This window comes from Neobacillus sp. Soil_C_43 (genome assembly GCF_057656715.1).
The window spans coordinates 805561-823231 of the sequence record NZ_JBDGJV010000001.1 but is presented as its reverse complement, the minus strand read 5'-3'; the positions used below and the strand labels follow the sequence as shown (position 1 = coordinate 823231).

General features: G+C 39.0%; 15 protein-coding genes and 1 other annotated feature. Of the genes, 9 read left to right on the top strand and 6 right to left on the bottom strand.

Going from position 1 to position 17671, the window contains the following annotated elements; all coding sequences use genetic code 11:
- Positions 1–129 precede the first annotated feature (129 nt).
- From AC3A54_RS04270 to ccpA, 5 genes are all read left to right on the top strand, one after another.
- Positions 130–594, top strand: coding sequence for a DUF948 domain-containing protein (locus tag AC3A54_RS04270; RefSeq protein WP_487653424.1), 465 nt, complete (start codon positions 130–132; stop codon positions 592–594).
- 18 nt (positions 595–612) lie between these two features.
- Positions 613–1095, top strand: coding sequence for a YtxH domain-containing protein (locus AC3A54_RS04265; protein ID WP_487653423.1), 483 nt, complete (start codon positions 613–615; stop codon positions 1093–1095).
- 119 nt (positions 1096–1214) lie between these two features.
- Entirely contained in the window at positions 1215–1547 is a 333-nt protein-coding gene (ytxJ, locus tag AC3A54_RS04260; RefSeq protein ID WP_335529874.1) for a bacillithiol system redox-active protein YtxJ, read from the top strand.
- 224 nt (positions 1548–1771) lie between these two features.
- Complete coding sequence (locus AC3A54_RS04255; RefSeq protein ID WP_308082878.1) at positions 1772–2893, top strand: bifunctional 3-deoxy-7-phosphoheptulonate synthase/chorismate mutase; 1122 nt, start codon at positions 1772–1774, stop codon at positions 2891–2893.
- A 226-nt stretch (positions 2894–3119) separates the two neighbouring features.
- Positions 3120–4118, top strand: coding sequence for a catabolite control protein A (gene ccpA / locus AC3A54_RS04250; protein ID WP_487653422.1), 999 nt, complete (start codon positions 3120–3122; stop codon positions 4116–4118).
- A 28-nt stretch (positions 4119–4146) separates the two neighbouring features.
- On the opposite strand, the gene AC3A54_RS04245 is transcribed toward ccpA, so the two are convergent.
- From AC3A54_RS04245 to AC3A54_RS04235, 3 genes are read right to left on the bottom strand one after another with little or no spacing between them, the layout of a single operon-like run.
- Positions 4147–5328, bottom strand: a complete 1182-nt coding sequence (locus AC3A54_RS04245; RefSeq protein ID WP_487653421.1) for an acetoin utilization protein AcuC — start codon at positions 5326–5328, stop codon at positions 4147–4149.
- Positions 5325–5972 carry an acetoin utilization AcuB family protein gene (locus AC3A54_RS04240; protein WP_335544740.1) on the bottom strand — a complete coding sequence of 216 codons (648 nt, stop codon included), beginning with the start codon at positions 5970–5972 and terminating at the stop codon, positions 5325–5327. Before AC3A54_RS04240 ends, AC3A54_RS04245 begins: the two co-directional genes overlap by 4 nt.
- Positions 5973–6011: 39 nt before the next feature.
- The gene (locus AC3A54_RS04235) at positions 6012–6644 is read right to left on the bottom strand and encodes a GNAT family N-acetyltransferase (protein ID WP_308082883.1); all 633 of its coding nucleotides are present in this window, start codon (positions 6642–6644) and stop codon (positions 6012–6014) included.
- A gap of 343 nt (positions 6645–6987) precedes the next feature.
- On the opposite strand from AC3A54_RS04235, the gene acsA reads away from it, so the two are divergent.
- The gene (gene acsA / locus AC3A54_RS04230; protein ID WP_487653420.1) at positions 6988–8706 is read left to right on the top strand and encodes an acetate--CoA ligase; all 1719 of its coding nucleotides are present in this window, start codon (positions 6988–6990) and stop codon (positions 8704–8706) included.
- A 225-nt stretch (positions 8707–8931) separates the two neighbouring features.
- On the opposite strand, the gene AC3A54_RS04225 is transcribed toward acsA, so the two are convergent.
- Positions 8932–11706: a transglycosylase domain-containing protein gene (locus AC3A54_RS04225; protein WP_487653419.1), complete on the bottom strand. Its 2775-nt coding sequence runs from the start codon at positions 11704–11706 to the stop codon at positions 8932–8934.
- A gap of 146 nt (positions 11707–11852) precedes the next feature.
- Positions 11853–12076, top strand: a binding site (T-box leader).
- A 41-nt stretch (positions 12077–12117) separates the two neighbouring features.
- Here AC3A54_RS04225 and tyrS point away from each other — a divergent pair.
- The gene (gene tyrS, locus AC3A54_RS04220) at positions 12118–13374 is read left to right on the top strand and encodes a tyrosine--tRNA ligase (protein ID WP_487653418.1); all 1257 of its coding nucleotides are present in this window, start codon (positions 12118–12120) and stop codon (positions 13372–13374) included.
- A 92-nt stretch (positions 13375–13466) separates the two neighbouring features.
- Here tyrS and rpsD read toward each other — a convergent pair whose 3' ends face one another.
- A complete protein-coding gene (rpsD, locus tag AC3A54_RS04215) occupies positions 13467–14069 on the bottom strand; it encodes a 30S ribosomal protein S4 (RefSeq protein ID WP_308082887.1) in 603 nt (200 codons plus the stop codon).
- A 400-nt stretch (positions 14070–14469) separates the two neighbouring features.
- Here rpsD and AC3A54_RS04210 point away from each other — a divergent pair, with 400 nt between their 5' ends.
- Both AC3A54_RS04210 and megL read left to right on the top strand, forming a co-directional pair.
- The gene (locus AC3A54_RS04210) at positions 14470–15873 is read left to right on the top strand and encodes a sensor domain-containing diguanylate cyclase (RefSeq protein ID WP_487653417.1); all 1404 of its coding nucleotides are present in this window, start codon (positions 14470–14472) and stop codon (positions 15871–15873) included.
- Between the two features lie 100 nt (positions 15874–15973).
- The gene (gene megL / locus AC3A54_RS04205) at positions 15974–17158 is read left to right on the top strand and encodes a methionine gamma-lyase (protein WP_487653416.1); all 1185 of its coding nucleotides are present in this window, start codon (positions 15974–15976) and stop codon (positions 17156–17158) included.
- A 28-nt stretch (positions 17159–17186) separates the two neighbouring features.
- Here the strand turns inward: megL and AC3A54_RS04200 are convergent, their stop codons facing one another.
- The gene (locus AC3A54_RS04200; protein ID WP_335549226.1) at positions 17187–17669 is read right to left on the bottom strand and encodes a GAF domain-containing protein; all 483 of its coding nucleotides are present in this window, start codon (positions 17667–17669) and stop codon (positions 17187–17189) included.
- Between the last annotated feature and the right edge of the window lie 2 nt (positions 17670–17671).

Below are 17671 nucleotides of genomic sequence, written 5' to 3'. Positions count from 1 at the left end.
TAGTGAATTTTTTTAAAGGAATAGCAGGAAAACAAGACAAATGAATGGAAGTAGTATAAGATATTAGCGAGGTTTATATCCATGATGGATGGGTAATACATATTGATATAGTTAAGGCGGAGGTGCACGATGCAAATTATTTTATACTTAAGCGTAGCCTTGATAGCCATAGCGTTTTTTGTGCTAGTTATCTACTTATCAAAAACGCTTAAATCACTTCAGGGTACACTTACAAGCGTTTCAAAAACGCTGTCAGGATTAGAAAAACAGTTGGATGGGGTTACAAGCGAAACGACAATACTTTTACAAAAGACCAATGCGCTTGCTGAAGATATTCAGCAAAAATCCGAAAGTTTAAATAGTGTGGTGGATTCTGTAAAGGACGTTGGGGTGACCGTTTCCAAATTCAACGGAACGTTACTGAACTTAACCAATACTGTTGATCAGCAAGTAGAAGATAGTAAAGAAAAAATCTCACAAATAGTTCAATGGAGTAATGTGATCCTTGAATTGAAGGATAAATGGCAAGCTAGAAAGCAAATAAAACAAGAAAAAGAATCAGAGCAAATGATTAAAAGGGTAAGATCTCATTAGAATTAAGGAGGAACGAAGATGTCTAATAGAGAATATGAGTCAAGGGAAGCGAATCAAAATCGTAACGACGAATCTTCCAGCAGCTTTATCCTAGGAGCTTTTATTGGAGGGGTAGTTGGAGCTGCAGCAGCTTTACTTTTTGCACCTAAGACAGGGAAAGAGCTCCGTTCAACATTAACGAATCAAGCAGGTTCAATTATGGACAAGAGTGGTTCATTACGGGAGAATGTAGTTAGTAAGAGCAATGAATTAGCATCTAAAACAGCATCCCTTTCCCAGGGGATTGTGCTTCAATCCTCCGAACTAGTAAATAAGGTAAAGGGAAAGCAATCTCCCAAAGAAGAATCTGAGTTAACTTATATTCCAATCCAGCATGGAAAGGAAAAGGGAACTGTAAAAAAGTCGAATGAATCAGTGCCACATGACAGTGAAGAAATTCGAAAAAAATTAGAAGAAGCTCAAAAAGCTTTTGATGAAGAAGAGAGCAAGGTAAAACTTTAATAGTTATATTATTTGTGATACAAACGGTGAAGTGATAAAATGACTTCACCGTTTATTTTTATTTAAGTAGGTCGTGTTCATTGCTGACAGTATGCTTTTTTTAATGGAGGAATGTAAAGATGCTAGAAAAAATTGATTCAATTGAACAGTTTGATGAAATAGTAAAAAAAGAAAGTAGATTTTATTTGTTAAAGCACAGTTTAACATGCCCGATCAGTCATGCTGCGTACAAGGAGTACGAAAAATATGCAAATGAAAATCAGAATATGCCAACATATTTCATAGCGGTACAAGATTCACGGCCACTTTCTAACGAGGTTGCAGAAAGATTTCAAATTAAACATGAATCACCGCAAGCAATCCTATTTTCGAATGGAGAAGCAACTTGGAATGCTTCACATTGGAAAATTACCAACAAGGCACTACTAACTGCAAGTAATGTAACTCAATAAGTAATACTAAAGAGGATGAACGTTCATCCTCTTCTTTATAAAAAATTTAGACACGTATGTTAAGTAGGTAACATACAATACTTTTATATACCTAATGATACTTTAATGCTTAAAAGCGTTTAATTAATAAAGAAAAAATGAGTGACAAAGAAATATATTTCCGCTATAATAAAGCCTAATTATTGAAATATTATAAAATTAAAAAATTTTAAGTGTAAATCATTATGAGTTTAGTAAGATTTGCAAATGAAAGGACGGGGACGAATATGGGCAAAAAGGTTGAATTGGATCAATTAAGAACACGTGTCGATGAGTTAAACTTGGAATTATTGAGGCTAATTAATGAAAGAGCTCAGCTCGTCCAAGAGATTGGACGGGTAAAAGAAAATCAAGGTGTGTACCGTTACGATCCAGTCCGTGAAAGAAAAATGCTTGATATCATTAAAGAGCATAACGATGGACCATTTGAAAATTCTACAATCGACCATATTTTCAAAGAAATTTTTAAAGCAGGTTTAGATCTTCAAAAGGATGATCATGAGAAAGCCCTGCTTGTATCTAGAAAGAAGAAGCCTGAAAATACGATTGTAAACCTAAAGGGAGAAACTATAGGTGATGGCAAGCCACATTTTGTGTTTGGTCCATGTGCGGTTGAATCCTATGAGCAGGTAGCGACGGTTGCTAAGGCGATGAAGGAAAAGGGCTTAAAGCTTCTCCGTGGTGGTGCATATAAACCAAGGACATCTCCTTACGATTTCCAAGGATTAGGTGTGGAAGGGCTAAAAATCTTAAAGCGTGTAGCAGATGAATACGATATGGCAGTAATTAGCGAAATCGTAAACCCAGCCGATATTGAAATGGCTTTAGATTATATTGACGTTATCCAAATTGGTGCACGGAACATGCAGAACTTTGAACTATTAAAAGCTGCAGGGGCAGTAAATAAACCTGTATTGTTAAAAAGAGGGATTGCTGCCACGATTGAAGAGTTTATCAATGCAGCAGAATACATTATGGCACAAGGGAATGGCCAAATCATCCTTTGTGAACGAGGTATTCGGACATACGAGCGTGCTACTAGAAACACACTTGATATTTCGGCAGTTCCAATTCTTAAACAAGAAACCCATTTACCAGTAATGGTAGATGTTACTCATTCTACTGGTAGAAGAGACTTGTTATTACCTGCTGCAAAAGCGGCGATTGCCATTGGTGCTGACGGAGTCATGGCTGAAGTTCATCCAGACCCGGCAGTGGCCTTATCCGACCAAAAACAACAAATGGACCTTGACCAATTTGACAAATTTTATAATGAATTACTAGCATCAAACTTTGTAAGGATTTAATTTTGGTTAAAAAAACCTCCTGCACATGCTTGCAGGAGGTTTTTTAATGACTTTTAGAAAAATATACGAAAAATGTTGACAAATGCAATTGCGGCTTTAATATTCTTATCGTATCATTAAATACATACTAAGATTGTTTATTATCTCACAATCAATATTATGACTAGGTTTTTAATAACAGATGTAAAATAAAGAAAACAATGTACGTTACAGGAGAGTGTTATAAGTGAATATAACGATTTATGATGTGGCTAGGGAAGCAAATGTATCAATGGCGACAGTTTCCCGTGTAGTAAATGGAAATCCAAATGTTAAACCAATAACCCGGAAAAAGGTGTTAGAAGTTATTGAAAGATTAGGGTACCGCCCAAATGCCGTAGCAAGAGGATTAGCTAGTAAAAAAACAACAACAGTTGGAGTAATTATCCCAGATATATCTAATATCTTTTTTGCAGAGTTAGCTCGAGGCATAGAAGATATTGCAACTATGTACAAGTACAATATCATTTTGAGCAATTCTGACCAAAACATGGACAAGGAATTACACTTACTTAATACGATGCTAGGGAAGCAAGTAGATGGAATCGTGTTCATGGGAGGAAATATTACCGCAGACCACGTGGAGGAATTTGAGAAATCTCCAGTACCGATTGTTCTTGCGGGTTCTATTGAGGAGTCAAAAAAAATTCCGTCAGTAAACATTGATTATGAAGAAGCAGTATATGATTCCGTAAAGGAATTCATTGAAAAGGGCCATAAGAATATTGCCATTGTGGTGGGACCACTTCATGAACCGAAAAATGCCCAGAAAAAACTTAAAGGGTATCAAAGGGCACTTCAAGAAGCCGGGCTTCCTTATAATGAAGAGCTCATAGTTGAAGGAGATTATACGTACGATTCAGGTATTGAAGCCTTTGATAAATTACTCGAGGCATCAGCAAGACCAACAGCCATTTTAGTTGGAGCGGATGAAATGGCACTAGGAGTCGTTCATGGTGCCGAGGATAAAGGTTATAAAATTCCTGAGGATTTTGAAGTAATCACATCAGATAATACCAGATTATCACTAATGGTTCGTCCACAGCTTACAACCATTGTGCAGCCGTTATATGATATTGGCGCTGTTGCAATGCGACTCTTAACGAAATTAATGAATAAAGAAGGCGTTGAAGAACAAATTGTCGTACTTCCTCACCGCATTGAGCATCGTGATTCAACTAAATAACTAATAGATGAAAAAAAAGGGCTTGCCATTAAGATGGCAGGCCCTTTTGGCTTTTTTGTTGAGTACGAATTGGGTATAGAGCTTTTTCTAACGTAATTTCATTCTTCTCTGTAATCTCAGCTTTTCTTGGGATAGGTGTATATAAGTTGTCAGGGTCGTCCCATTCCCTCGGTAAAGTAACGGGCGACTCTTTTTGCCACTGCTCAATCCATGCATCAGGTAGATTCCCTGAACAATTTGAGTTTTCTGTCATCTCAAGCCAGATGAGTGCCCATGCTCTTGGAACCACTCGCCAAATGTCATACCCACCGCCGCCAACTGCAATCCATTTTCCATTACAGTATTGATGAGCAATTTCATGAGCAATCTTGGGGATTTCACGATAAATTTTCATCGTTGCCGATAAGTGTGTTAACGGATCAAAATAATGGGAATCAGCTCCGTTTTGAGTAAGTATTACATCAGGCTTAAAAAATTCAGCCACTTCTTTTATGGAGTTTGTATAGGCATGGAGCCAGGAATCATCTTCTGTAAAAGCATCCACAGGTATGTTAAAAGAATACCCATAACCAGGGCCCTGGCCTCTTTCATTGATATTTCCGGTACCTGGAAATAAATATCGTCCGGTTTCATGAATGGAAAGGGTGCAAACATTGGGGTCATCGTAAAAGGACCATTGGACACCATCCCCATGGTGGGCATCAGTATCTACATATAACACACGTGCATGATATTTTTCCTGAAGGTACTTAATAGCAACCGAACTATCATTATATACACAAAATCCAGACGCTTTTCCGCGGAACCCATGGTGTAAACCGCCTCCAAGGTGAAGAGAATGGAGAGACTTACCTGTCATAACCTGGTCAACTGCGGCTAAGGTACCGCCTACTAATAAGGCGCTAGCTTCGTGCATATTCGGGAATATGGGTGTGTCTTCTGTACCTAATCCATAATTTTCAGCGATTTCTTTTGAAAGCTCTCCGTGTCCTGCTTTCTTAACCGCTTCTATGTAACTTCGATCATGTATAAGGGCTAACTCTTCATCCGTTGCCATCTTTGGGGAGATGATATGCGCAGGATCTAACGCATTCATCTTCTCTAACAAGTCAACAGTTAGTTTAAGCCTAAATTGGTTAAAAGGATGATGACTGCTGAATTTATAATTCAACAGTTCTTCTGAGAATACAAAGGAACACCGATCACTCATATGGAAATCCCCGGTAGGTTCGGCCATAGGACATGATGCCCGGCTTGCTTAAGATCCTGAATAAGGGCTGTTGGATTCATTGTCTGAACTCTAATGACCAGGATTTTAAAATGTTCATCTGTCTTATCTGGATAAACGAGAACACTCAAAATGTTAGCCTTTCGATTTTTAATCACATTTGTAATGTCGCTAAGAATACCAGCGAGATTTGGAACCTTTATTTCGATCTGAGACCCCGGCTGATGGGCCCCTGTTAATTCAACCAAGGTTCGGAGTAGATCGGTTTCTGTAACGATTCCCACTAGTTTACGGTCATTAATGATGGGAATACAACTGATTTTATGTTCATAAAATAGGCCAGCCACTTCTTCGACGAAATCCAGTGGATGCCCTGTAATCATATCTCTTTCCATAATCGTCTCAAGCGGCTTTTTCAAATCTTCGGGATGCTCATTTGCATGAAAAATGGAGGGCGTTGCTTCCCTTATTTTAGCGACAGTGATTAACCCCATAAGATGTCTTTGATTATCAATGACGGGTATATGACGGATTTTTTTTGTTTCCATTAATTTCATAGCATCAGCAATGGTGTCTGTTGGTAAAAGTGTGGCCACATCTGTTTTCATAATTTCTTCCACTATCATAAAATCACCTCAGGTCTCAAGTGAATTTCAGCTAAATATTTAATACATAAACCGGTTCATAAACCGAAGACGGTCAAATCTTTGGATGGATTCCATATCGACTCTCTTGCCCATTCGAGCCATCAGGCAGTTAGCTGGATGGGAGCAAATTTCCGGATCATCCGTCGCATACCATTCAAGCCCACCGGCATTCATCATTTTTTCCATTACTTTTCGATAATCCCACACATTTAGCTTGGTACCTTTTAGATCCCAATGCCAATAGTACTCTGTTGTGATCGTAATATAATCTTCCATTGCATCATCCATCATGGAAACGATTAACAGGTTTTTTCCTACAGAGCAGCCTCTAAATTGTGGAATTACCTCGATGGCACCCAATTCAATTAAATTATCCATTTTCCCTTCAGACCATCTTTCAAGGGGGTCTGGATATAAATAAGTAACGTAACCTACAATGGTGTGCCTATGTCTAGCAATAATAATTCTACCTTCTGGAAGATTGGCAATACCCACTAAAGCTTTATGCTGTTGTACAGGAGGACGAAAAGCAACAAGGTCTTCGTGAAATTCATAACCTGCTAATTTATCAGATGGAATAGGGCCTTCGATGATTAAATTCCCATGAGGTGTTTTCAATTCTTTTGCATTGTATGTTTTCTTGTGTTCCATAAGGTCACCTGCCTTAAAAAATCGTTAGTACATTAATTCTATTATACATAAAATCTAGTAAGAGAAAGCGATTTCACGAAATTTTCTGTTTTATATGTCTGTTATCCTTGTATGTTGATTTCCGTTCCAGGCGCTTCGCTTTCCGCGGGCGTTCCGGGAGCCTCCTCGTCGCTCACTCCTGCGGGGTCTCCCGTGACCGCTACTCCCGCAGGAGTCTTCGCGCCTTCCACTCCAATCAACATAGCAATAAATCTATTATTTATGAATAATAATATTTAAAAAATTGTGAATAGTTCCTATTTGTACTATAATAATCTCTATAAAGCATGAGGGGGAGATAGTAATGAAAGTGGAAGCGCTACCAGTTGTGCAAGGAGACCATAATCTAAGTAATTATGATGAAATGTACAAACAATTTGACTGGAAGGAAACAGAAAAGGCATTCTCCTGGAGTGAAACAGGGCTTGTTAACTTGGCATATGAGGCCATTGACCGCCATGCAAAGACCTTCCGAAAAAATAAAATTGCTCTTTACTATCGAGACGGTTTTCGCAATGAAAAGTACACATTTAAGGAAATGAAGGATCTCTCAAGCAAAGCCGGTAATGTGTTAAAGAATTATGGAGATGTAGAAAAAGGAGACCGCGTATTTATTTTTATGCCTCGTTCTCCAGAGCTTTACTTTACTGTTCTTGGTGCTATTAAGCTTGGAGCCATCGTTGGTCCTTTATTTGAAGCCTTTATGGAAGGCGCGGTTCGTGACCGCCTGCAGGATAGTGAAGCTAAAGTTCTAGTAACTACACCTGAATTATTGGATCGTGTACCTGTAGAAGATTTACCTGCCTTAAAGCATATTTTCCTTGTTGGAAAAAATGTGGAGGAACAAGGTCAATACATTGACTTCCTTGGGAAATTTGAGAAGGCAAGTAAAGAACTTAAGATCGAATGGGTAGACAGAACAGATGGCTTAATTTTGCATTACACATCAGGTTCAACCGGCAAGCCTAAAGGGGTTTTGCATGTACATAATGCAATGATTCAGCATTATCAAACGGCAAAGTGGGTCCTTGATTTAAAAGAGGATGATGTGTATTGGTGTACGGCAGATCCAGGCTGGGTAACAGGAACGTCGTATGGCATTTTTGGACCGTGGTTAACGGGAACGTCTAATGTCATTGTGGGAGGACGTTTTAGCCCTGAAACCTGGTATCAGATGATTGAAGACTTTGGGGTTACCGTTTGGTATAGTGCTCCTACTGCCTTCCGGATGTTAATGGGTGCGGGAGATGAACTCGTAAAGAAATTTGATTTAAGCAGCCTGCGGCATATTCTAAGTGTGGGTGAGCCATTGAACCCAGAAGTGGTCAAATGGGGTGTAAAGGTATTTAACCATCGTATTCATGATAACTGGTGGATGACAGAAACAGGTGCACAACTGATCAGTAACTATCCATGTATGAAAATTAAACCTGGTTCGATGGGTAAGCCAATTCCAGGTGTGCAGGCTGCAATTGTCGATAATCAAGGAAACGAATTGCCGCCATATCGAATGGGGAATCTGGCTATTAAAAAGGGCTGGCCTTCCATGATGCATACCATTTGGAATAATCCTGAGAAATTTGAATCCTACTTTATGCCAGGTGACTGGTACGTATCCGGGGATTCGGCTTATATGGATGAGGATGGCTATTTCTGGTTCCAAGGTAGGGTGGATGATGTTATTATGACATCAGGAGAGCGTGTAGGACCATTTGAGGTGGAAAGCAAGCTTGTGGAACACCCAGCAGTAGCAGAGGCAGGCGTAATTGGTAAACCAGACCCTGTACGTGGTGAAATCATTAAAGCGTTTGTTGCGCTACGTGACGGCTTTGAGGCTTCTGAAGAACTGAAAGAGGAAATCAGACAATTTGTCAAAAAAGGATTAGCAGCCCATGCTGCACCAAGAGAAATTGATTTCCGAGATAAACTGCCAAAAACAAGAAGTGGTAAGATTATGCGACGCGTTTTAAAGGCGTGGGAGCTTAATTTGCCGACGGGTGATCTTTCAACTATGGAAGATTAATTGAAACAAAAACCGCACCGACATTTCGGTGCGGTTTTTACTATTGTTTAGGAAAATTATAAAAAGGTCCGAGTGTGGATAAATAAACTAGTTGTCTGAATCTAGCTCCAGCGCCTAGCCCATCGGGTCAAATAACCTTCGGCAAGAAAAGTCAAAAGGCGGACTTTTCCCGCCGAAGAACATTTGCCTGTCGGGGCTGAACAAGGCGCTTCCGCCTTTTGTTTTTTACGGTGAGGTTGTTTCAGATGGAGGTGGTACTGCTGCTCCTACCTCCACTAGATTAGACGGAGCGGATTCATTACCGGCTATATCTACTGCTGTTACATAAAATGAACCATTTCCTACCGTGTAGGAAAGCTTTGAGCCATTAATAATACTAGCTACCTTGGTCGATATTAGCCCGCCTTGATATACTCGGTAACCAACCACATCATTGTCCCCTGAGGAAGACCAAGATAATGTATTACCGGAAATACTTAAGCTTACAGCATTAGGTCTTTTTCCGTTATCCACCATTTTGGCTGTAGGTACAAGAATTTTACCCCATCGGTCCTTTTGTGGAATGAGTTGGCTATAGTCTTTAAACGTTTTTCCAACCATACGTGTAATAAAGTCCGGGTTTAATATTAAGCCATATTGAGCAAATTCCTTTGGAGTAGAATCCAATGCTAAATACTTTTTGTCGCTAATAGTAACGAAATTTCCTTCAATCAAGCTATCGTCCACTTTCGTTGGCACATCATTCACATTAAAATAATCACTTTCGATCAGTCCGGCCTTCGAGCAAGCATTTGAAGGAAGCATCCCTGAAACAGCACAATATGAACGCTTAACAATTCCACTTGGCATTTGGAATGATTCCTTAGGATTGATTACATCAGGTTTAATTTTATAAGCTGCATTGATTAATTCAGCCCAAAGATTATTTGTTCGTTGACTATACGACATACCTGAAATCTTTAATGATTTGGGCGTATCATACCCTGTCCATATACCGAATGTAATATTAGGATTGGTCGCAACGAACCATGAGTCCTTATATTCATTTCCTGTTCCTGTTTTACCAGCCCAATCTGCTCTGAAATTTAATTTGCTATTAATTCCAGCTGCAGTCCCCATTTTGATAACATCACGCATCATATCAAGTGTTAAATAAGCTGTTTGTGGTTTGAAGACATCGACAGGTGTTACTTCGTGCTGATAGATCACTTTGCCGCTTTTATCTACGATTTTATCAATCATATAGGCATCGATGAATTTCCCACCGTTTGAAAATGTGCTAAACGCATTTGTATTTTCCTCAACCGTTACACCATAAATGGAACCGATGGCAGCTGAAAGGTTTGTATGATCATCCTTCGTTAGTGAAGTAAAGCCCATCTTTTCTAAATATTTTGCTGGGTTTTGATTAACAATTTCGGAATATACCTTAACCGCTGGAACGTTATACGATTTTGCAAGTGCATAACGAGCAGACACAATTCCGCTGTAGCGGTAGTCGTAGTTTTGTGGCCAAGGCTTACTCCTACCTGGAATAAAATTCAACGCAACATTTGGTATTGGCGTTCCAGGTGCTGCTTTTCCCAATTCAATCGCTGGTCCATAGACGAGAAGCGGTTTCATGGTAGAGGCATTAGGCCGTAGAGCAGTTGTGGCATGATTCATTTGTTGGTTTTCATAGTTTCTTCCGCCAACAAAACTGATAATCCTACCCGTTTTATTTTCAATTAACTCGGCTCCGACTTCAACAGGCTCCATCACGGTTTTTATTTCACCCGTTTCTGGATCCTTTTTTTCCTGTGCTTTAGCAGGGCCGTAGTTCTTATAGCTATCTTTTACCTTTTGCATCGCATCGTAAATATCTTTGTTGATGGTTGTGTGAATTTCATAACCATTTTGGTGTAAATCACGGGTTGCTAAAGTTTTATATTTGTAAAAAAGTTGGTCATCATTTTTTAATTCTTTCTCGGTGTAGCCGTCTTTCTTTGCAAGTACGGTAGTAAGGACCTCGACAGAACGTTTTTCAATTTCGTCTGTAAGGAAAGTATTTGTTTGAGAATAAACAGTAGGTTTTAGAAAATCTTTTCTAATGTCATAGGATGATGCCTCGGCATACTGTTTTCCATCTATGTAGCCACCATCATACATTCTTTTTAAAACCGTTTTCATCCGTGTGAGACCTGGTTCAAGATTATTCTTTAAAACCGGTTTTCCATTGTCATCCCTTGTAAAAGGAGTATAACCAAACGGGCTCTGAGGCAAGCCAGCAATGAACGCTGCTTGTGGGAGTGTTAACTCACTAGCCTTTACACCAAAAATCCCTTTTGCTGCTGCCTGAACACCAGCTATGTTTTGCGCGGAAGCATTTCTTCCAAATGTAGAAACATTAAGATAGGCTTCGAGGATTTCCTTTTTGTCGAAAAATTTCTCTAAACGGAGTGCAAGTAGAATTTCATTCGCTTTCCGTTGGAAGGATACCTCATTGGTTAAAAGTTGATTCTTAATTAATTGCTGTGTTAAGGTACTTCCACCTGATTGGACAGAAGAATTCGTTACTTCTTGGAAAAGGGCCCGGAAAACTGCCTTGGGAACCACCCCTTTATGCTGATAGAAGTACTCATCTTCAGTCGCCACTACGGCATTAATTAAATTTTCTGAAACTTGATCCAACTTTACTTCTTCGCGTATAAGGTCACTGCGAAGTCTGCCGAGGTAAACATTATCAGCATAGTATAAATCAGATGTCTCCGTGTAATTATAAATATCCTTTTTCATACTCTCGTAAGGACGGACCGGTTCATCTTTCACAAGGGAGGCAAAATACCCAGCTCCTACACCTGTTGCAAATGAACCCCCAAGAATGACAACCGTCATTACAAGGAGAAAAAGGTTCCAAACTACTTGATAGGTAATTCGTGCACTTTTTACGGTTTTTTTATGGGTAAACAAATTGAGTATGGACTTTGCTTTTTCCATCCAGGCTTGCATTTTTTCATTCATCAATAGCATCACCTCATCTAAAATCACATACATTATAGCATATAGAAGGTATAAAAACTGACAACCTTCTACATTTTTCTGAAATTTCCAGTGGATGTTTGACATGTTACTTGAAATGTGATAAAAAAAGCTATAGTTAAATTTAATAAAAAGCTTTGAAGGGAACCAACTGTAGTTCTTCTATCCCTGTTTCTAGAGAGTCAGCGGTGGTGCAAGCTGACACAAATAGAAGAATGAATTACCTCCTCGAGCTTTCTCTGTGAACACACTGATTAGTAATGGAGAACGGTTAAAACCGTTATTGTTTTTCAAGTTGGAGGAATAGTAAGTCCTCAAGCTGGGTGGTACCGCGTATTTTTACGTCCCTGCATTTTGCAGGGGCGTTTTTATTTTTTAATGGAGGGGATTGGAATGGATTTATTGCAGGATTTAGCCTGGAGAGGCATCATCTACCAGCAAACGGATGAAGAAGGATTAAAGGACTTATTAAGTAAGGAAAGTATTTCTTTATATTGCGGAGTTGATCCAACAGCAGATAGTATGCACATTGGTCATCTACTTCCGTTCTTAACACTAAGAAGATTTCAGAAGAACGGACATCGTCCGATAGTCTTAGTCGGCGGTGCTACAGGACTAATTGGTGACCCTAGTGGAAAAAGTGAGGAGCGTAAGCTATTAACTCTAGAAACGGTTCAAGAAAACGTTGCAGGCATAAAAAAACAGCTTGAAACTATTTTCGAATTTGAAGGCGAAAATGGTGCGATTATGGTTAACAACTATGATTGGGCCGGGAAAATGGACGTAGTTACCTTCTTACGTGATATCGGAAAACATATTGGTGTAAATTACATGCTTGCAAAAGATACCATTGCATCTCGTCTTGAAACAGGTATTTCGTTTACTGAATTTACTTACACAATCTTACAAGCTATGGATTTCCATCATTTATACGAGAACCATAACTGCAAATTGCAAATTGGCGGGAGTGACCAGTGGGGAAATATTACGTCAGGCCTTGAGTTAATTCGCAAAATCCAACCAGAAGGTTCAAAGGCATACGGCTTAACGATTCCACTTGTTACAAAAGCTGATGGTACTAAATTTGGTAAAACAGAAAGCGGGGCAGTCTGGTTAGACCCTGAAAAGACAACGCCTTATGAGTTCTACCAATTCTGGATTAACACAGCAGATGCCGATGTTGTTAGATACTTGAAGATTTTTACTTTCCTATCACATGATGAAATTGACCAATTAGAAAAGGCTGTTCAAGAGGAACCACACTTACGCAAAGCGCAAAAAGTGTTAGCAGAAGAAATGACTCGTCTTATCCACGGTGAAGAAGCTTTACAGCAGGCGATTAAGATTTCCCAAGCGTTATTCAGTGGTGATGTTACTAGTCTTACAGCAGCGGAAATTAAGCAGGGCTTCAAAGATGTTCCGTCCTTTAATGCCAGCGAAGAAGAAGGAAATCTTGTCGATTTACTTGTAGCTGCAAAAATCTCACCTTCCAAGCGTCAAGCGCGTGAGGATATCACCAATGGAGCAGTTACGGTAAACGGTGAAAAGGTAACTGACACAGTGTACGTCCTTCAGGAAACTGACCGAATCGAAGGCCAGTTTACCATTATTAGAAGAGGGAAAAAGAAATACACATTAATTAAATATTAATAGATATTGGGCTTTGAGGAATCAGAGCCCTTTTTCTTGAAGAGAAATATAAAAAAAATCCCCATACCAATGGTATGAGGATTTTCTTACTATTAACGTGAGTAGAACTCAACGATAAGAGCTTCGTTAATTTCAGCAGGTAACTCAGAACGCTCAGGTAAGCGAGTGAAAGTACCTTCTAATTTGTCAGCATCAAATGTTAAGAAATCAGGAACGAAGTTTGTCACTTCGATTGCTTCTTTAATAACATCTAGGTTGCGTGACTTTTCACGAACGCTGATTGTTTGACCAGCAGTTACACGGTAAGATGGGATATCTACGCGTGATCCATTAACTAGGATGTGACCGTGGTTTACTAATTGGCGAGCTGCACGACGAGTGCGAGCAAGACCTAAACGGTAAACAACGTTATCAAGACGTGACTCAAGTAACGCCATGAAGTTTTCACCGTGGATACCAGATAATTTGCCAGCTCTATCGAAAAGAGTACGGAATTGGCGCTCGTTAACACCATACATGTGACGAAGCTTTTGCTTCTCCTGTAATTGTAATCCGTATTCAGAAAGCTTTTTGCGTTGGTTTGGACCGTGTTGTCCAGGAGCGTAAGGACGCTTTTCTAATTCTTTACCTGTGCCGCTTAGAGAGATTCCAAGACGACGAGATAATTTCCAGCTTGGGCCAGTATATCGAGCCATGAATGACTCCTCCTTAGTGTTTTTATTTTGGTAAAATAAAAACCGGTATGAGAATCGTTGACAGTCATTTTGTTTTCATGCACCTTCGCCCTAGCAGCTAAGGGTTACAAGATACACCATCAAATGAGATAGCAAAACTCTCATGAGGAACAAAATGAGACTATTCAAGTGAACTCAATAGGCTGCAATATTTTACACAAAGAGTATTATATTATTTTTATTACTCTAAAGTCAAGTATATTTTTGTTAACTCAGAGTTCGGGGAATGATATTCAAACATGTTTGTAAAAAAAATTAATAAATTATTCAAAAAAAGTATATCAATTGCTAACATAAATTAACTATAATTAGGTTGCGATGTATATATTTGGGATTTTAGCTAAAGAGGAGAACAAATATTTTGGATATAGTTGATTTTAGAAAATTATATGGAATATCAGAAAAGCTACATTCGTTTTTAGATGAAGAAGGTCTTCTGAGCGAACTATTGGTTATTCTTAAAGAAGAATATCCAAACTTTTCATATTTCCTGTTATTGTCACAGACTACCTACAAACATAGCGACCTCCCAGTCATTGACCTGGAATATGATAGTGAAAATATTGCAGCAACAAAAGCGTATTTATCAGGTAATGTTCAATATGAGTTTTCTCATACGGAAAAGAGTACCATACTTTATGCACCTTTAAAAGGCAAGCAGGGGGTTTATGGGGTATTACAGATTATTGCACCTAATGCTCAGGATATTCCGACTAAAGAAGTAGAATTTATGACCTTGTTGGCAGAAAGTGCAGGAGCCGCTCTCGAAAATGCCCACCACTATCAGCAGTCAAGAAAGACCATTTTAGAGCTTCAATTAATTAACGAAACTTCCTATCGTTTAAATTCTAACCTGCCATTAGCTGATACATTGACATTTATGGCAGAACAAATTAAATCTTCCTTTAATGCAAAAGAGGTTGGTTTCTTTTTAGGCTCTACTGAGAAAGCCAAGGTCAAAATACTCCCTGGTTCCACACCCTTCTTTTTTTCAACAGCTGCTCAAACCTATATAGAATACATAAAAGGAAAATTAAATAATGAAAATGATCCACTATTATTTGGGGATATAAGTCTTCCGCTTACCAATCCAAGTACATGCTTTCATTCCATTATGGTTGTACCATTAGTACTTGGTAAGAATTTAAAAGGTTTTTCGATGATCATGCAGGAAAAACCCTATTTCTTTTCTTTTGAGACATTTCAACTTCTTCAGACATTAGTACATCATTTATCGCTTTCCCTAACCAACTCCATGTTGAGAGAGGAACTCAAGAAATTAGTTACCACTGATCATCTAACAAAGCTCCATTCACGTAATTATTTAGATGAAAAAATTCAGACTTCTATGAAAATAGATAATGAAGGAACCTTTATTCTTATTGATATTGATAATTTCAAGGAAATCAATGATACCTACGGTCACCAAATAGGCGATGAAATACTTATACAAGTCGCAAATTTCATTAAAGGAAATATCAGGGGGAATGATGTGGGAGCACGCTGGGGCGGAGAAGAACTCGCCATCTATCTCCCCAAAGTTCCTTTATCATCCGGAGCGGCTATCGCTGAAAGATTAGTGACAAAGGTATCTGAGAGTTCTAACCCTCACATTACTGTGTCGTGTGGTGTTTCCTATTGGAATAGCGAAAAATCTGATACGTATCAATATCTATTTAAAAGAGCAGATGAAGCATTGTACCACGCAAAAGGCACGGGGAAAAACAAAGTAGTTACACAAGTTGACAATAGTAAAGCAAGTTAAGGGGCTGAAACTTGACAGAATTCAGCCCTTAACGATTTTTACATATCCATCATAGTTTATAAGTAAAAATGATAACGCTTACAATTAGGAGGAGTCTTCAGTGGAGGATAAAAAACCTCGTTTTGAAACAGAAGTCATTCATTTTGGCTATCATGCGGAAAATCATCAAGGAAGCTTAGTTCCCCCGTTATATCAAACATCCACCTTTACCTTTGAGAGTGCGGAGCAAGGGGAAAGAAGGTTTGCTGGGAAAGAAGAGGGATATATTTACTCAAGATTAGGAAATCCCACCGTAAAAATTCTGGAAGATAGAATGGCTGCACTTGAAAAGGGGGAAGCCGCTTTAGCTTTTTCGTCAGGCATGGCTGCTGTGAGTGCAGTGTTAATTGCTTTAACAAAATCAGGTGACCACATTCTATGCTCTCAGGGTGTTTATGGTTGTACATTTGGATTGCTAGAATTATTACAGGAGAAGTATCATATTGAACATGATTTCTCACTAATGGATACAAGGGAGACCCTTGAAAACCAAATCAAACCAAATACATCCTGTATCTATATTGAGACTCCCATTAATCCAACAATGAAGCTTGTTGACCTTCAAATGGTTGCAGATGTGGCGAAAGAAAAGGGAATTCCCGTAGTAGTGGACAATACGTTTTGCTCTCCTTATTTACAAAATCCAATTTCAAATGGCTGCGATATTGTCATACACAGTGCAACAAAATATATTTGCGGACATGGCGATGTCATCGCTGGAATCGTGGTTGGAGGAAGAGAGACTATTAACCAAATTTCAAGGACAACTCAAAAGGATATAGGGGGAATTATCTCGCCATTCGATGCGTGGCTTTTGTTACGGGGGTTAAAATCGCTTCCGGTACGGATGGATCGCCATTGTGAAAATACAACTGTCCTATTTGACTTTCTTAAACAACATCCGAAGGTGGATGCTATTTATTATCCTGGGGATTCAGAGCACCCTGATTACGCAATAATGAAAAAACAAATGGAAAAACCAGGAGGGCTTATATCATTTTCGATTAAGGGAACGAAAGAAACGGCTCAAATGTTTATGAATCAGCTCAACTTAATTAAAATTGCGGTCAGTCTTGGGGATGCAGAGACATTAATTCAACATCCGGCTTCCATGACACATGCCGTTGTTCCGGAAGAGGAACGGTTAAAAATGGGGATTAATCAAACCTTGCTTCGTCTTTCAGTGGGCCTTGAAGCCTGGGAGGATATTAAAGAAGATTTAGAGCAGGCATTTGATAAAATCTAAAAAAACTCGCCTTAGCGAGTTTTTGTTTTTAAAGATAGGAAACGAGAATTTCTACAAATTCTTCAAGTTTTTGTTGGTCGAGCTTATCAAATCGGTTTAATTCAGGAGAATCAATATCTAAAACGCCGATTAATTGCTCTCCTTTTAGCAGTGGAACAACTATTTCTGATTGTGAAGCAGCATCACATGCAATATGACCTGGGAACTGATTCACGTCTTCAACAAGAAGGGTTTCCTTTTTTAATGCAGCAGTACCGCAAACACCCTTGCCAAGAGGGATCCGAATGCATGCTGGGAGTCCTTGGAAGGGACCCAACACTAGTTCGTCATTCGTATCTAGTAGATAAAATCCTACCCAATTAACACGGTCTAGAAATTGGTTCAATAAGGCAGAGGCATTGCTAAGATTGGCAACTTGATTTTTCTCATCGTGAAGGAGAGCCTGTAATTGCTTCTTAACAAGTTCATAATTTTCTTCTCGATTTCCAGTGTACATTTCGACGTTAAACACGG

Coding starts and splice junctions, on each gene's coding strand:
- AC3A54_RS04225 (WP_487653419.1), bottom strand. CDS start 11,706: ATGAATGAAAAAATGCAAGCCTGGATGGAAAAAGCAAAGTCCATACTC.
- AC3A54_RS04240 (WP_335544740.1), bottom strand. CDS start 5,972: ATGATAGTGGAAGAAATTATGAAAACAGATGTGGCCACACTTTTACCA.
- AC3A54_RS04245 (WP_487653421.1), bottom strand. CDS start 5,328: ATGAGTGATCGGTGTTCCTTTGTATTCTCAGAAGAACTGTTGAATTAT.
- AC3A54_RS04270 (WP_487653424.1), top strand. CDS start 130: ATGCAAATTATTTTATACTTAAGCGTAGCCTTGATAGCCATAGCGTTT.
- tyrS (WP_487653418.1), top strand. CDS start 12,118: ATGGATTTATTGCAGGATTTAGCCTGGAGAGGCATCATCTACCAGCAA.
- ytxJ (WP_335529874.1), top strand. CDS start 1,215: ATGCTAGAAAAAATTGATTCAATTGAACAGTTTGATGAAATAGTAAAA.
- AC3A54_RS04255 (WP_308082878.1), top strand. CDS start 1,772: ATGAGTTTAGTAAGATTTGCAAATGAAAGGACGGGGACGAATATGGGC.
- AC3A54_RS04235 (WP_308082883.1), bottom strand. CDS start 6,644: ATGGAACACAAGAAAACATACAATGCAAAAGAATTGAAAACACCTCAT.
- acsA (WP_487653420.1), top strand. CDS start 6,988: ATGAAAGTGGAAGCGCTACCAGTTGTGCAAGGAGACCATAATCTAAGT.
- AC3A54_RS04265 (WP_487653423.1), top strand. CDS start 613: ATGTCTAATAGAGAATATGAGTCAAGGGAAGCGAATCAAAATCGTAAC.
- rpsD (WP_308082887.1), bottom strand. CDS start 14,069: ATGGCTCGATATACTGGCCCAAGCTGGAAATTATCTCGTCGTCTTGGA.